Annotated in this window: 14 protein-coding genes; 7 read left to right on the top strand and 7 right to left on the bottom strand. The window is 40.7% G+C overall.

Annotated elements, in window-relative coordinates; translation table 11 throughout:
* The first annotated feature begins 4 nt into the window (after positions 1-4).
* Positions 5-460 (top strand): methylglyoxal synthase, encoded by a 456-nt coding sequence (locus tag DZ860_RS24605; RefSeq protein WP_207890578.1) that lies wholly within the window; start codon positions 5-7, stop codon positions 458-460.
* A gap of 106 nt (positions 461-566) precedes the next feature.
* On the opposite strand, the gene helD is transcribed toward DZ860_RS24605, so the two are convergent.
* Positions 567-2,621, bottom strand: a complete 2,055-nt coding sequence (gene helD / locus DZ860_RS01930; RefSeq protein WP_120029221.1) for a DNA helicase IV — start codon at positions 2,619-2,621, stop codon at positions 567-569.
* 185 nt (positions 2,622-2,806) lie between these two features.
* Here helD and yccS point away from each other — a divergent pair, with 185 nt between their 5' ends.
* The 4 genes from yccS to DZ860_RS01910 all read left to right on the top strand — a co-directional run bounded on the left by yccS (position 2,807) and on the right by DZ860_RS01910 (position 7,969).
* Positions 2,807-4,987: a YccS family putative transporter gene (gene yccS / locus DZ860_RS01925; protein ID WP_120029220.1), complete on the top strand. Its 2,181-nt coding sequence runs from the start codon at positions 2,807-2,809 to the stop codon at positions 4,985-4,987.
* A 109-nt stretch (positions 4,988-5,096) separates the two neighbouring features.
* Positions 5,097-5,333, top strand: coding sequence for a hypothetical protein (locus DZ860_RS01920; protein ID WP_243641785.1), 237 nt, complete (start codon positions 5,097-5,099; stop codon positions 5,331-5,333).
* 252 nt (positions 5,334-5,585) lie between these two features.
* Positions 5,586-7,100, top strand: coding sequence for a glycerol-3-phosphate dehydrogenase (gene glpD / locus DZ860_RS01915; RefSeq protein WP_120029219.1), 1,515 nt, complete (start codon positions 5,586-5,588; stop codon positions 7,098-7,100).
* Between the two features lie 203 nt (positions 7,101-7,303).
* Positions 7,304-7,969, top strand: a complete 666-nt coding sequence (locus DZ860_RS01910; RefSeq protein WP_120029218.1) for a PilZ domain-containing protein — start codon at positions 7,304-7,306, stop codon at positions 7,967-7,969.
* A gap of 23 nt (positions 7,970-7,992) precedes the next feature.
* Here the strand turns inward: DZ860_RS01910 and luxQ are convergent, their stop codons facing one another.
* From luxQ to DZ860_RS01885, 5 genes are all read right to left on the bottom strand, one after another.
* Complete coding sequence (luxQ, locus tag DZ860_RS01905) at positions 7,993-10,554, bottom strand: quorum-sensing autoinducer 2 sensor kinase/phosphatase LuxQ (protein ID WP_120029217.1); 2,562 nt, start codon at positions 10,552-10,554, stop codon at positions 7,993-7,995.
* The gene (locus DZ860_RS01900; RefSeq protein ID WP_120029216.1) at positions 10,554-11,654 is read right to left on the bottom strand and encodes a substrate-binding domain-containing protein; all 1,101 of its coding nucleotides are present in this window, start codon (positions 11,652-11,654) and stop codon (positions 10,554-10,556) included. Before DZ860_RS01900 ends, luxQ begins: the two co-directional genes overlap by 1 nt.
* A gap of 262 nt (positions 11,655-11,916) precedes the next feature.
* On the bottom strand, positions 11,917-12,240 hold the full coding sequence (locus tag DZ860_RS01895) for a GIY-YIG nuclease family protein (RefSeq protein WP_120029215.1): 324 nt from the start codon (positions 12,238-12,240) through the stop codon (positions 11,917-11,919).
* Entirely contained in the window at positions 12,240-12,896 is a 657-nt protein-coding gene (locus tag DZ860_RS01890) for a YceH family protein (RefSeq protein ID WP_120029214.1), read from the bottom strand. Before DZ860_RS01890 ends, DZ860_RS01895 begins: the two co-directional genes overlap by 1 nt.
* A gap of 27 nt (positions 12,897-12,923) precedes the next feature.
* Positions 12,924-13,118 carry a hypothetical protein gene (locus tag DZ860_RS01885; protein ID WP_120029213.1) on the bottom strand — a complete coding sequence of 65 codons (195 nt, stop codon included), beginning with the start codon at positions 13,116-13,118 and terminating at the stop codon, positions 12,924-12,926.
* A 187-nt stretch (positions 13,119-13,305) separates the two neighbouring features.
* Between DZ860_RS01885 and DZ860_RS01880 the strand changes: the two genes are divergently transcribed.
* Complete coding sequence (locus tag DZ860_RS01880; RefSeq protein WP_120029212.1) at positions 13,306-13,623, top strand: DUF496 family protein; 318 nt, start codon at positions 13,306-13,308, stop codon at positions 13,621-13,623.
* A 264-nt stretch (positions 13,624-13,887) separates the two neighbouring features.
* Entirely contained in the window at positions 13,888-14,112 is a 225-nt protein-coding gene (locus tag DZ860_RS01875; RefSeq protein WP_120029211.1) for a YgjV family protein, read from the top strand.
* Between the two features lie 161 nt (positions 14,113-14,273).
* On the opposite strand, the gene glpK is transcribed toward DZ860_RS01875, so the two are convergent.
* Entirely contained in the window at positions 14,274-15,785 is a 1,512-nt protein-coding gene (gene glpK / locus DZ860_RS01870; RefSeq protein WP_120029210.1) for a glycerol kinase GlpK, read from the bottom strand.
* Between the last annotated feature and the right edge of the window lie 131 nt (positions 15,786-15,916).

The raw sequence follows: 15,916 nt of genomic DNA, 5'->3' as shown, positions 1-15,916 counted from the left end.
ATGAATGCAAAAGACAACTCGTACCCTGCCTGCACATAAACATGTTGCCCTGGTTGCTCATGATAATTGCAAGCCAGAGCTGTTACGCTGGGTTAAGGAAAATAAAGAAAAGCTACAGCGTCACTTTTTGTATGCAACTGGCACAACAGGAACCATGCTGAGTAAAGAGACTGGTCTTGCTATCAAAAGTATGATCAGTGGCCCTATGGGTGGCGACCAACAAATTGGTGCGTTGATCTCTGAGGGCAAACTGGATATGTTGATTTTCTTCTGGGATCCGCTAAACGCTGTTCCCCATGACCCTGATGTGAAAGCATTACTGCGTATTGCAAGCGTGTGGAATATTCCTGTCGCAACCAACCGCGCTACAGCGAAGTTCTTATTTGAATCAAACTTGATTGAACAAGAAGTCGTGGTTGAAATTCCTGATTACGATGCTTATATCGCCGAACGTACTTAATCAAATTTATTACGTAAAAAGCCTGCTTTCGCAGGCTTTTTTATTGGTATCACGCTGAGTTATCTGAGTTATCTGAGTCTCTGAACTGACTCTCAGTATCTCGATCTTAGGTGTTTACCGGATAATCTTCTTGCACGAGTTCTTTGACAAAACTCGAACCGCTACCGTTAAATGCTACCCAGACCTTTTTCTTAGCACGAGTTAACGCAACATAAAATAATCGACGTTCTTCAGCATATGGAAACGCATCATTGGATTGGGTTAGTGCCCCATCTATATGCAGTGATTTCACTTTCGACGGAAACTGGCTTTCATCCACAGACAAAATAATAACGTAATCGGCTTCTTTACCTTTGCTTCCATGACAAGTCATAAACTCGATATTTAATTGAGTATATTGTTTTTGCCAATCAACCAACAAATCCGGTTTATGATAATGATTACGTCCAAGTAATAACACGTCCCCTCTACCTTTTCGATTGAGTTGATCGAGGATTTTTTCGACATTATTCATCGCAAGCAAGGTCACTGCTTTCGCTTTCTGTTCCTTATGGCTAGAAAGAGTTTTAGGTAACTGACTTGGGTTTTGTTGAATAAATCGATTCGCAACTTCGCCCAACTGATTGTTAAATCGATAAGTCTTATCGAGGTAGTGCAGTGTTGAATTAGGGAAACGTTGATTAAACCCAGTGGTTAGATCAACATCTGAACCCGCGAATTGGTAAATCGATTGCCAGTCATCACCCACAGCAAATAACACGCATTTTTTATGTCGGCTTTGTTGAGTGAGAGCTTCAATCAAAGCAAGGCGTTGTGGCGAGATATCTTGGTATTCATCAATCATGATGTACTTCCAAGGCGAAGTAAATTTCCCCTTTTCTACATAGCGCGTTGCACGCGTAATCATGATATTAAAATCAATATGCCCCTGCTCTTTCAACATCTGCTGCCAAGCTTGATAACATGGCCATACCAGAGCCAATTCACTATTCAATCGGGTGTATTCTGCGTGATCGAGTAATTTCTCCTGCAGCTCTTTTTTAGTGCAACCTATTGCGCATAGTTGCATTAATTGTTTATCAAGCCAGGCGATCAATTTCGGGTTCTCAACGTGGCTGCCAAGTTCTTCATCCCCCGCTAAATAAGCGATAGGCCATGTTGCTAAATGTTTTTGCCAACGTTTAAAACTGGTCGGTGTCATCCAATGTTTTTTCAACCAATCGATACACCACCCTTGGCGAAGTTTGTCATCCATTGCAATTGGTGACAATGTCACGGATCCGCCTTCGACGTGTTTAAGAATAGATAGACCAAGTTGGTGAAAGGTATTCACTTTAACACCATCAGCACTTAGTCCTATTTTTGACTGTAGGCGTTGTTTCATCTCGTCAGCGGCATCTCGGCCAAAGGCAAGCATTAAAATATCTTCAGCTTGAGCTAAATGACTTTGGAGTAAATAGGACACTCTCGCCGTTAAAACACTGGTTTTACCAGAACCGGCTCCTGCAAGTACAAGGTTATTGTCATCGTTTAATAACACTGCTTTCTGTTGACTTAAGTTCAGCGGTGACGATTCAATCTGAGAAAAAAGAACTTTCCAATTTTCAAGTTCATTTTCCATCCAAGCATGATTACGTTCTTGTAAGGTATTTTCTGTATCACTTATCCAAGGCGTGATCTTACTCATGCGTTTTGGCATTCTTTGGACTACGTCATCTAAGCACATTTCCATTTGCGCAAAATCTTGTCCAAGCTGTTCTAGCCACAATGAGACGTCTGAATGTGTTAAATACGCAGGAGAGCGATGGAATGCATCCATAGCCAATTCCCATTGGGGTAAATAAATGTTCAACTGCTTACATTGGTGAGCATGCCATTGCTGATATTTAGCAACAGCAAAACGCGCAAAATCACGACAGCGATCCCAAGGCAAACCTTGAACAAGCCATGCTTTTTGTGCTCCATTTTCTGGATGAGCAAAAAATTGCAATCCTCCCCAAAATAGGCCACGTTTTAGTGTCACTTTGCCATTCCAAATATTGAAAGGAATACGTTCTTCACTACATTCGGAACTGAGGATGATTTGATCACCATCGAGTTTTACATCATGGTATTCACGTTGAATAAAAAACTGTGCAGTCTTGTTAGCAGTTAGCTGCATTCTAAATAGCCTGTAATTTGCATTGCCGCCATAATAGCGTATTGAAAAATGAATATGAAAAATTAATGTCAACATTTCAATTGTTTAAATATTCAGCAAACGAGAGTGTTTCTTTATTTACATCAGAAGTTTACCATAGGAACTTTGATAATATGTGTTCATTCGCGAACCAAAAGTGACGTTACGTGCAATTTATCAGCCAAATACGCCTGTACTGGGCAAACAAAACTTTCAATTACAGCCTTCTTATTCTGGTCACGCTGTTAGGTGTGGTAATTCCAGCATGGCACTACGATCTGAATACGCAAATTATTCCGTTAATTCTAGGTATTATTGCTGCTGCTCTCGCTGAAAGTGACGATAATTTTACCGGTCGACTAAAATCGGTAGTCTTAACTTTGATCTGTTTTGGTATTGCTGCGCTGTCGATTGAAATTTTGTTCAACCAACCGATTTGGTTTGCTCTTGGCCTTTTCGTTTCGACATTCGTCTTTATCATGCTAGGTGCAATCGGCCCTCGATACGCAAGTATTGCCTTTGGTTCCCTGCTTATTGCTATCTACACTATGCTTGGAGCACACGAAAGCCAGAATATTTGGTATCAACCGTTGATGTTATTAGCCGGGGCAAGTTGGTATTCCGTCGTATCGATGTTCTGGCATATGTTGTGGCCAATGCAACCAGTTCAGCAAAGTCTAGCGAATGTTTTTCTTCAACTCGCGAACTATTTGGACGCCAAAAGTGAGCTGTTCCATCCTGTTTCGAACCTTGTTCCCCAACCTTATCGCATCAAGGAAGCGACACTCAATGCTTCAACCGTTTCAGCTCTTAATGCTTGTAAAGCGACACTCTTGAGCCGTTCTCGACGCGGACATGTGGATGGCGCAAGTGACCGTTTCCTTAACATTTATTTTCTTGCTCAAGATATTCATGAACGAGCCAGTTCAAGCCACTATCGCTACCAAGAACTCGCGCAGCACTTTGGCCGTTACGATGTCTTATTTCGTTTCAAATACGTTCTCGAGTCCCAAGCAAAAAGCTGTCGGGATATCGCCAATTCAATTCGTTTAGGAAAAGCATTTCAAAACAATAATGACTCAATCCTCGCATTGGATGAATTGCAAAATTCAATTGAAAATCTTCAACAACAAAACAACCCAGCTTGGCGTTCGTTGCTATCGCAACTCGGTTATTTATTCAACAACTTAGCCACTGTCGAAAAGCAACTTGATAATGTTAATAACCCGGACACTAATCGTCTCGAAGAAGGGATGCTTGATGATACCGATGCGCACAGTTTGAAGATGATGTGGCTGCGAGTTAAAAGTAACTTAAATAAAGACTCGATGCTATTTCGTCATGCCATCCGAATGTCAGTTGCCCTTACTGTAGGGTACGCTTTTATTCAGTTGTTAGATATTGAGCGCGGCTATTGGATTTTGCTAACAACCCTATTTGTTTGCCAACCCAACTACAGTGCAACCAAACAAAAAATTGCTGCTCGAATTGCCGGTACTCTTGTTGGGCTATTTGTTGGTATTCCCCTGCTGACTTTCTTCCCGTCACCAGAAAGCCAATTGGTATTTATCGTCATTGCTGGTGTTGCATTTTTTGTATTTAGACTGGCTAATTATGGCTACGCGACGGGCTTTATCACATTATTAGTGCTGTTTTGTTTTAATCAGCTTGGTGAGGGTTTTGCGGTTATTCTCCCTCGATTTATCGATACTATTGTTGGCTGCCTACTCTCTGTTGCCGCGGTTTCATTTATTCTTCCCGATTGGCAATCCAAACGCCTGCACAAGGTAATGGCGGAAGCGATTCGTTCTAATAGAGATTACTTAGCTCAAATCATAGGACAATACCGTTTAGGCAAGAAAGATAACCTAAGTTATCGAATTGCACGTCGTAGTGCCCATAACCAAGATGCCAATCTCACGGCAGCAGTCAGTGCGATGTTGGTAGAGCCAGGGAAATACCATTCAGCGACGGATGAAAGCTTTAGACTATTAACGCTTAACCACGCTCTGCTGAGCTATATCTCCGCGCTAGGGGCGCACCGGACTAGAATTGAAGATGAAGAGACCCATTTGTTGGTGCTCGAAACGCATCGTGTTATCCATCATCATCTTGATGTGTTATTCGCACAATTAAACGACCAGTGCCACGAATGCGATACTAGTGACATTGACGATCCTGCTCTCGAAACAAGATTGACAGAATGGCGAGATGAAGAAGACAGTTCGGTACGAATGGTATTGCAACAACTGCATTTAATCTACCGAATGTTACCTGAATTGCACTCACTAGCGAGTAAATTCACAGTACGCGTTGCCGCTAATAGAGCCAATAAAAATGGTGAATAACTCGGCACAACTTCACGCCATTTTGAACATTTTCTGACACTTTACGGACATAATATCACCATATAAAATTAAACTAATTGTTGTATCAATAAGTAAATTGGTGAACAAAATGGCGAGAAGTATTACGCATGCAAAACACTATTATCAAGAGCGAAGTGCTAGTTCGGTGTCGCCTGCATTATCGCCATCGCTTTTATCCTTTGAAGCATTTAAGCAGCAGCTAGAAGCACTCAACCAAGAACAACTCCGCTCGTTAAGAAATGAAATTAATCGTAAGCTCGATGATGGCCATACGACACTGTTGACCGAAGAGGAGACCAAAATGATTTCGAGTTTATTCAGTTGATGAATTCAGCTTTAGTTTAAACATAAATCACTATCCTCCCCTCTGACAGAACAAAAATCACTGAACAAGTTTACCCACTTCTAAAGTTCACTTTGATTTCCACTATTCTTGCCGACTATGGCCTCACATTTTATCTATACTTAGATTTTCAGTTTAATCTCACTTAGCTCTCTTTTTTTGTTCCTTATATTTTTCAAAATCTTACTTAGGATCTAAACTCAATTATACTATTGATGAACAGGTAAGAGATTTGTGAGTAAAACACGATTGAATACGGCTAATCATGATCAATTGCTTGATATTATTGTCGTGGGCGGCGGTATCAACGGTGTAGGCATTGCAAATGATGCCGCCGGGCGAGGATTAAAAGTTGGCCTGTATGAAGCGCAAGACTTTGCCGGCGCAACCTCATCAGCAAGTTCAAAATTAATTCATGGGGGGCTACGCTATTTAGAACAATATCAATTTCGTTTGGTCAGTGAAGCACTCTCTGAACGAGAGATTCTTCTAAAAAAAGCGCCGCACATTGCATACCCCATGCGTTTTAGACTTCCTTACCAGTCGCAACTTAGGCCGAAATGGATGTTACGCGCTGGACTGTTTCTTTATGACCACTTGGGTAAACAAAGTACTTTTGAAAAATCTCATTATACCCCATTGAATAACAACGATGTTCTACAACCCCCATTCTCTCATGGTTTTGAATACTCAGATTGCTGGGTTGATGACGCCCGTCTGGTTATTTTAAACGCCATTCAAGCGCAACAATTAGGGGCTGAAGTCTCTAATTATTGTCGAGTAGAGAAAGCACAACGAGAAAATGGTCTTTGGATGGTTCAATTGACCGACCTTCGTTCAGGCGAGCAACACCAACGTTATGCAAAAACTCTAGTTAACGCGACGGGGCCTTGGGTGAGTCAATTTATTGCAGACAACCATATCGAACCACCGCCCTATGATGTGCGAATGGTTAAAGGTTCACACATTATTGTCGAACGGCTACATCAAGAACCTTATGCCTATATGATTCAAAATGACGATGATCGGATCATATTCGTCATTCCTTATCTTGATAATTACTCATTGATTGGGACTACCGATATTGAATACCATGGCGACCCTCGCACCGTCTCAATCGATTCAAGTGAAAAACAGTATCTTATTGACGCATGTAATCGCTATTTTCGTAGCACATTAACAACGCAGGAAATTATTGCAGATTTCAGCGGAGTAAGACCTTTATGTGACGATCGAAAATCCAGTGCACAAAATGTCACTAGAGATTACGTCTTACATCTAGATTGCGCAGAGAATCAAGCGCCTTTACTTTCCATATTTGGTGGAAAGCTCACAACTTATCGAAAACTTGCTGAATCTGCTTTAGAAAAGTTAGCGCCACTGCTCACCATCACTCAACCACCTTGGACTGCGACAACACCGCTTTCCGGGGGTAACGAATTCCAATGGGACGCTAATGAAAAAGAGCTTTCGTTACTTTATCCCTATATTGAACAAGCTATTAGAACTCGTTGGCTTCGTGCATATGGCTCTATGACTCGAAAATTATTAACGAATGTTTCGACTAAAGAAGACTTAGGCCTACGATTTTCACACCAGCTTTATCAAGTAGAAGTCGATTTTTTAATCGAGTCGGAATTTGTTTATACAATCGATGATCTTGTTTTACGGCGTACTAAATTGTATCTCGAGCTAACCAATGAAGAACGTTCAAATATTCGCGATTACATCGAGCATAAAATGAGCTAAGTTCTAATTTTCTGCATAACATCAACACTAATTTTAAAATTGGAAATGAATCTTATTTTAACTCAACATGAATATGCGTATAGTGCCGCATAATTAGAAAAAACAATGCATTAGTCATTACGAAATATATTGACCTGCCTCGTTTGTCACATATCGCCAAAGAGCGATAATTTATAATAACTAACTAAGCTTCAGTGAATAGAATGCCTTGTGTGAATGAATCCATAGACGAACTCCTCCCTCTTCTTAACCCAGGGAACAAAATTTCAGTTACATTACAGTTTGGTCCAGAAGATACGATGGTTTTCACTTCCTTGTACATCGGCTGCAAACCAGAGCGTTTTATGATTATTGACTTGCCGACCAAGGTGCATGAAGCCCTTTTAATGCGTCAAGTTAATAATGTATCTATTATTGTCCGGTCAGTGACGAGTACTAAACTCGGACATATCATCGCTTTCAAATCTTCTGTCTTATGCTTAACAACGACGCCAAGTACTATGTTATTTGTACGATTACCACGTTTTTTTGCATCGAAACCGATTCGTAGTCATGAAAGGTTTTCATTAACCTTACCTATTACACTCAATGCCAATAACATTGCTTATGATGCAACAATGATCGATTTTTCCGTTTCAGGCTGTGCTCTGTTTGTTGCCGGAGAAAATGAACTATCAAAAGGTACGCAAATCAATATTGATAGCGCGATGAGTTCACTATTACCTAAAGACATTGAGTATCATGTCGTGAGTATCAATAAAGAAAAGCAGGGACATAAGCTCGGCATCCAATTTGGCCAAGAGATCCTAATGAACGACCCCTTAAAGATGTTTTTACTTCAAGAGTCTTACTCATCTAGCCAATTTTAAACGTAGGTAACCGATTTCAGCGTTTAAACAATGGGTTGCGACAACAAGGGTTTTAAATCTAATAGAGCATTGTTTAATGCGCTTTCGCCAATAGGCTTAACCAAGACTGAGTTAGCTCCGGCTTCCAGGAAAGCCTCTTTGGTGTCTGCCATCCCATCGGCAGTGCACGCTAGAATTGGGAGTTTAAATTGTAAATCACGACGGATAATTCGTGTTGTCTCAATGCCACCTAGATTTGGCAATTGGTTGTCCATTAAAATCAAATCTATCGCACTATCGTTTTTCAAAAATTCGATAGCTTGGTAGCCATCCTTTACCCAGTTGACTTTCATTCCATATTTTTCGCAAAAAGCTTGGGCGATAAAAGCGTTAGTATGATTGTCTTCTACAAGTAATACATTCAATTCCCGATCAAACAAAGTCTTAGGATCTCTTGGTAGAACTCGATTTAATGGTTGGTTTAAGGCTTCGTAAGCCTCAATAGGTATCGTAATGTTAAAACAACTACCTTTACCAAACTCACTATGAACCAAGATATCACCATCGAGAAGTTCAACTAGGCTATTTACAATTGCTAAACCTAGCCCGCTACCGCCAAACTCTCTTGTAATTGTTTCTTCAGCTTGGACAAACGGTTCAAAAATATGGGCTAAACGATGTTCTTCAATACCAATGCCTGTATCCTCAACCACAATATTTAACCAGTGTAGATTAGCACTTCGACTTAAGGTTACAGCAAGACTAATCGCGCCTTGTCGCGTAAACTTGACCGCGTTACTCAGTAAATTAAACAGAACTTGATTGAGACGAACTTGGTCGCTGTTGACTATGATATTGTCGGAGACATTCGTAGTGACGGTGAATGCGACTTGCTTATCTTCACACAAAGGACGGTATACTTTTTCTATTGCATTAATCAACTCACGTAAGTTGAACTCAGAAAAATCAATATTAAATTTACTCTGCTCTATCTTTGAAAAATCTAGAATATCATTCAAAACTGCGAGTAAATGTTCACCACTGTTACATAGCACATCAATTTGACTGAGATCTTTCGGGTTAGTTAAACTACCTTTGAGCAATTGAGTCACACCCAGAATTCCATTTAGTGGTGTTCGCAATTCATGGCTCATCTTAGCTAAAAAATCAGCTCTAACTTGAGCGGAAGCTTCTGCTTCTTCTCGAGCGCTCTGACTTTGACGCTCCGCCTCTATAAAACTTGTAATATCTTGAGCTTGTGCAATCACTCGTGTCGTTTTGCTATCAATAATAATAGGCGACAAGTTCCAACGATAAACATTGCTACCGATTTCAATGTTAAGCCCTGTCAATGTCGCACCTTGTGCACACATTTTGATTTGAGGAATCAATCTGTCTATCAGGTTTTGATATTGCCCCTCATCGTAATCATCAATACGAAAGCTCCGTTCAGCTGCGGGGTTCATTCGCAATAAAAACCCGTCTGAATCCCACAGTATGATTGGAGACAATGAGTAATTAAACAAATCGACAAATTGTCTTTCTTGTTCATGTAAACGTTTAAAGGAGTTCTGAAAAGAAGCGCCGATTTTATTAAACTCAGAGATAGACGAACCGGAATACAAAGCGACTTGTTTAGTATTAATTGATTGCTCAGTATAATTCATCAACTCACTCAGTTCTTTTGAGATCCGTTTTCCAAGCCAATAACGATTATACAATGCAACAAAAATAACCAAGATAACAACTGCTGCAACCCATAAATAATGCCCACGCATTAGAGTAGCAATATGTTCATTATCTTGGACGGTATAGACTGTTAAATATGTGGCGAGACCGTCTAATGTAAGATCGGTGCGAGAGACCATGTAGTCACTATCATTAAGAATATTTGAATAGAGTTCAAGCCATTCAAAATGGGCATCAGCCGCTTGATTATCACTTTCAGCTATGATGGCTGAACCGACAGTCAATACTATATCGTCCGCATTACTGCCATCAAGAAGCGCGCTGACTAAGGCAAAGTTGTTATTCAGTACAATACCGCCATGAATATAAGCGGTTACCTCTCCGCTTTCGATATTGATCATCGGGCTTTTACGGAGCAAAAGATACCGCATTCCCATAGAGGTATAGGCTTGAGACAGATACCATTGACTACTTGTTCCCATCTCTTGACTAATTTGAGTTAACTGCGTGCTACTCAAACCATAAAAGCTGTTGTTTTCATCACTCCAAATAACTCTATTTTCCGAAGTGATAAAACGAAAGTCAGGGGCAACGTCAGGATCTGATTTATCAAACCCATTGAAATAGCGCCCAATTTCAGCGTCGTTACCAATGCTTAGCGCTTGTATAAGTGTGACATTACGGCTAAAACTATCTTGTCTAATCTCAATTGATTTTAATCGATAATCAAAAATCTTCTGTACTAAGGTCGATGTCTGACGCTTTGAACGTTCAACCTCTTGAGAAACTACCTCTCTATTTACTTGATAGTTTTGCAATAGCACGACAACCGTCAAAACGGCAATCGTCATGAAAAGAGAATGAGTGAGAAGCGTGGCTAAGCGATCTTTACCACTTTGCCTTTTAAAAAATAGCATTACTTATCTGAGTACCTAAATGCACGTTTTTTTAATTGTTCAATTTTGGCAGCCGAATCTTCTTTGGTAACTAACTCAAAATCGCCAGAATATACATGAGGAACAGGTTTAGATTCCAAATCCCATTTGATCGCTTCTGCCATCGCAATCCCCGTATCGTCATTCATTCGCATTGCTGTCACATCTAACTCATCATTAGCTATAGCTTCTAGTTCTGCGGAACCACCACCCCAACCATTCACAATGACATCGTCACGACCTATTGATTTTAGAGCATCAAGAGCTCCAAGAGCGACGTCAGTTGAGCAAGCATAAATAAACGTCAAATCAGGATCTTTCTCCATTGCGTTAATCGCTGACTTAAAACCTGATTCTCGTGTTGCCTCTGTATAAAATGATGATGAAAGTTGATAACTGTCGTTATGGGTCATATCTTCGATAAACGTCAATCCACGAGCATCACTTACGTACCCCTCAGAATAGTACAGAACCGAGTAACGACTCTCTTGAGGAACCGTATCCTTATAGTAGCTTTCCAACACTCGAGCACCATTTTGATGATCAAAGCCAACATACATAAAAGGATGTTGTTTGTCCCATGACTTAACCGGAGTTGTGATATTTTGTAAAATAAGCTTTGTATCGGTTGAGCTCATCACATGTTCGATAAACTTACGATGTCTTGTCGTATCTAATGTAAAAATAAGATAATCGCTCTTATTTTTTACCGCTTCCATTAGTGAAATACTTTGCTGGCGGACATCTGCATTAGGACGAGTGAATACTTGGTTTAAGTGGTATTGAATGCCGAGTTTTTCCATCCGCATTTCAAAAGCTTTAATATTGCGGACCCAGTAATCTGAAATTTGTTGCCCAGGGTAAACGACTGATATAGTCACTGGTTTGTCTTGATTTATAACGAGGGGCTGAGGAGCATCACGGACTGTTTGAGCCATTAAGTCAGTCAGTTGCTTTTGCTTAGGATGTACCTCTAAATATTCATCATATTGCCAGTAACCATTGAGAACTTGGGTTGACTGTGCATTTACCGAAACAAATGGAAAAGTAGCTGACAAGACGAATAAAAGATTCTTATACATATGAAACAACCCTCAAAGACACTGACGTTGTGTTTATACCACAGAATCACATGATAAGATCACGCATTATTGATGCTTATCAGGATTTAGTTTCAAGATTTACGTAGATAGTAACACTTTGAATAAGTGATTCTTTCGCTACAATCCGTGTAAACGTGAATAGATAATTAAATAGATGATGCCGCAATAAAAATTTTCACTCAAACAAGTAAACTGCATGTTTAATTTTTTTCAAACTACTATTTTTATTAATGGTTTAAAGTTAGATGAGTTTTATCGAAATCACACCTTCGTCATTTAAAATTTCTAACCGCGTTAAACCAGAAACCAGTGATTCCTTTTGGCATTTTTTAAGTTGTTTTAACTGGTACTCGACTCTTGATGCCACCGCACGTCCCGAGTCAACACTATGGAACCATTCCAACGTTAGAGGCCCCTTACCGACCAGAGCTTTTGCCCCTTTTCCTGCGCAGTGCTGAGCAAAACGGCGCTCTACGTCATTAGTAATGCCACAATATAAAGCTTGATGGCGCGTCCGCACGAAATATACAAACCAGTGCGAACGCGTAATGGTATCGAGTGGCATTAGCTAGTGAGTGACTCAATAAGTTCACGTAATTCAGATAACTCTTGTCGTAAGGACTGAACCTCTTGTTCAAGGCTATCGATACGAGCGTTACCACTTGTTGACTGTGGTACTGCCAATGCTGCCGTTAATGCTTCAATATCAACGTCACCACTGAATAGATGCTGATAACGAGACTCTCGCTTACCCGCTTCTCGTGGTAGCTTAATTACCAGAGCGCCAGATTCACGCGATGCCATTTTGTCTAAAACCGCTTCGACTTCTCTAACATCAGTGAACTCAGCTAAGCGATTAGTACGTGTACGAAGCTCACCTGGAGTTTGTGCTCCACGTAAGAACATACAGCACACAATCGCTTTTTCTTGCGCACTTAATTTAAGATCACCAAACTCCGTATTACAAAAACGATGTTGGTATTTTTTAGTGCGGCTGTTGAAGCTGCTTTCATCGCTAACCAAACGTCGAGCGACAAGTCCATCTATCCCATCTTGTACATCAGTGTCACTAAGAGCCATGACAGGTTCTCGGTTGCTTTTTTGGTTACAGGCTGTCGTTAAACTATTTAGCGATAGAGGGTAGTAATCCGGCGTCGTGACTTCTTTTTCAATAAGGCAACCAATAATACGTGCCTCAATCGGTGTAAGTTCGATGTTCATTGTCATTTCCTTATTCTTTTTCTGATTTTAGTGTTCAACTAACAGTGAAATTCTTCTCATCTGGCCGTTTTCATCAATCATTACGATTTTAGCTCGGTTCAACTCAACTTCTGTGAATTCTTGACGTGTCCTTTCTTTTTTGTAGGCAGCAATTAACTTCTTACTGCGTCCATCCACCTGGCTAGGTGTATCCAGTGGAACAATAATGTCTGACATTCGCATATTTTGCGTTAAGAAAATAGAAACGGTGATGAAATCATATATTGAACTTGGCAGATGCTCAATCGTCGTTAATCTAACTGGCGATAAAAACGTCAAGCCCGCGTCATGATTGATCTAAATGCTGTAATCACAGCAAATGTTATGTTTTAATCAAGGGAGTTTAACGTTATAAGCAGGAAAGGAACCTATGAGTGGTGTATTTGAAATCGTAGCTCACGCACGTCGTAAGAATAAACTGAAACGTGAACTTATTGACAACGAAAAGAAAGTTCGTGACAACCGCAAACGTGTGGATCTATTAGAAAACCTACTAGACTACATCAAGCCAAACATGACTCATGATGAAATCGTCGGCATCATTAAAAACATGAAAGCTGATTACGAAGATCGCGTTGACGACCACATCATCAAAAGTGCTGAAATCTCAAAAGAACGTCGTGATATCAGCCGTCGCATTCGCGATCTAACTGAAGAAGATAAGCAAGTTCAAGGCAAACGTAAATAACCCTAGAGGTAATATACGCAAACGCTTTATTAATATTAGCCCGCTTTAATGCGGGTTTTTTGTACCTGTAACCAAGTCCATTTCCTTGATGACTTGCTCCGGTCGTTAGCCATTTATCGACTACACAACTCTAATTTAAAGTGCTCATCTACCGCCGTCGCAGTTTCCTGTCTATATTTATCTTAGATATACCCTATTGTGGTGCTCGTTTGCCCATGAAGAGTGAATGCCAGTAAGTAACTCAACAAGGTTTAGAGGTGAATTATGGATATGGTTGAACTGTTAGGATATGCCGCATCCATTATGGTGGCCCTTTCTTTGACAATGAAAGATATTGTTAAACTTAGGGTGTTGAATTTCATTGGCTGTGCACTATTCACCGCTTACGGGTTAATGATTGATTCATGGCCAGTTGTACTAACCAATGGCTTTATTGCCTGTGTTAATGTCTACTTTCTTACTAAAATGTGGCGAGCAAAAATCGAATAGTGAATACTCTTGATGTGCCCATAAGGCTTCCCAGATAAAACTCACTAAGTTTCTACGCAAATTAAACACTCATAAAAAAACCGACAAAATGTCGGTTTTATCACTCTATAACATCAAGCTATGGCATACAGGTACAGTATCAACGTTTTGGCTATTAGCGTTTATTCTTGTTGTTCCTGCTCTTGCGAAGCCCAATATCTAGCACAGCCCACAGCGCGTTGCCAACCAGCATAACGTCGAGCTCGTTTTTCTTCATCAACACATGGCTCGAAGCTCTTTTCTAACACAGCAACATCCGCCAATTCATTAATCGTTTCCCAGAAATTTACGGCTAAACCAGCTAAATACGCAGCCCCTAATGCAGTCACCTCAGTAACTTTAGGTCGTAATACCTTACTATTAAGTACATCCGACTGAAACTGCATTAAAAAGTTGTTTGCTACCGCCCCGCCATCCACACGCAAATGAGATAAAGTAATCTCAGCATCCGCTTGCATCGCATCAAGAACATCTCGCGTCTGATAGGCAATACTTTCTAGTGTCGCTCGAATAATGTGGTCTGAATTTGATCCACGACTTAGTCCAACAATGGTTCCGCGAGCGTAAGCATCCCAATAAGGGGCACCTAAACCCGTAAATGCAGGTATCACGTATACCCCATTTGATGACGGGACAGACAAAGCGCGTTGCTCTGAAGCTGCCGCATTGGGAATCAAACGCATTTCATCACGTAGCCATTGAATTGCCGACCCACCCATAAATACCGCACCCTCTAGTGCATAAGCCGGCTTACCATCACGATTACACGCTAAAGTTGTTAATAAGCCATGCCCTGAATCCACTTTCGTCTCACCGGTATTCATAAGTAAGAAGCACCCTGTTCCATAGGTGTTTTTTGCTTGCCCCGGATCAACACACAAATGGCCAAATAATGCGGCTTGTTGATCACCCGCTACACCTGCAATTGGAATTTTGATTCCACAGATATCCGTATGACCAACTACACTCGATGAGTCAGCAACTTTCGGCAACATAGACTCTGGTATATTGAACAAGCGTAGTAACTCTGAGTCCCACTCTAAGGTGTTAATATTAAACAACATAGTTCGAGAAGCATTCGTGTAGTCCGTTACATGAGTGCGGCCCTGTGTTAACTTCCAAATCAACCATGTATCTATCGTACCAAATAATAAGTCTCCGGCTTCCGCTTGCTCTCTTGCATTTGGTACGTTGTCTAAGATCCATTGTATCTTGCTTGCCGAAAAATAAGGATCGAGCACCAAGCCAGTTTTTTGTTTAATCAACGCCTCGTGGCCTTGATTTTTTAACGCCTCACATTGACCAGCCGTACGACGACACTGCCAGACAATCGCATTGTATATTGGCTTACCAGTACGCTTATTCCAAACAACCGCCGTTTCTCTTTGATTAGTAATACCAATTGCTGCGATTTCGTCGCCTCGAATGCCTGCTTGAGCGAGAACTTCGGTTAGCGTTGAGATTTGGCTTGCGAATATTTCCAATGGATCATGTTCTACCCAGCCCGCATGTGGATAATGCTGTTTAAATTCTCGCTGTGCAGAACTAATAATTTTTGCATCATGATCGAATACTATAGCTCGAGAGCTGGTGGTCCCCTGATCCAGCGCCACTATGTATTTCTTATGACTCATTGATGACTCCCATTTCTTCTTTTATCTAATGTCCAGTTCATTGATGTGCGAGTGAGCAACGCCGCTCTCACTTATTTAAGCGTAAGCTAAACTCAGAATTTGTTGTATTTCTCGTGCTATTGGAAGCTGCC

The sequence above is a fragment of the Vibrio sinensis genome, from assembly GCF_003605645.1.
GTDB lineage: Bacteria > Pseudomonadota > Gammaproteobacteria > Enterobacterales > Vibrionaceae > Vibrio > Vibrio sinensis.
The sequence above is the reverse complement of the archived record's forward strand: the minus strand, read 5'-3'. Positions and strand labels throughout refer to the sequence as shown.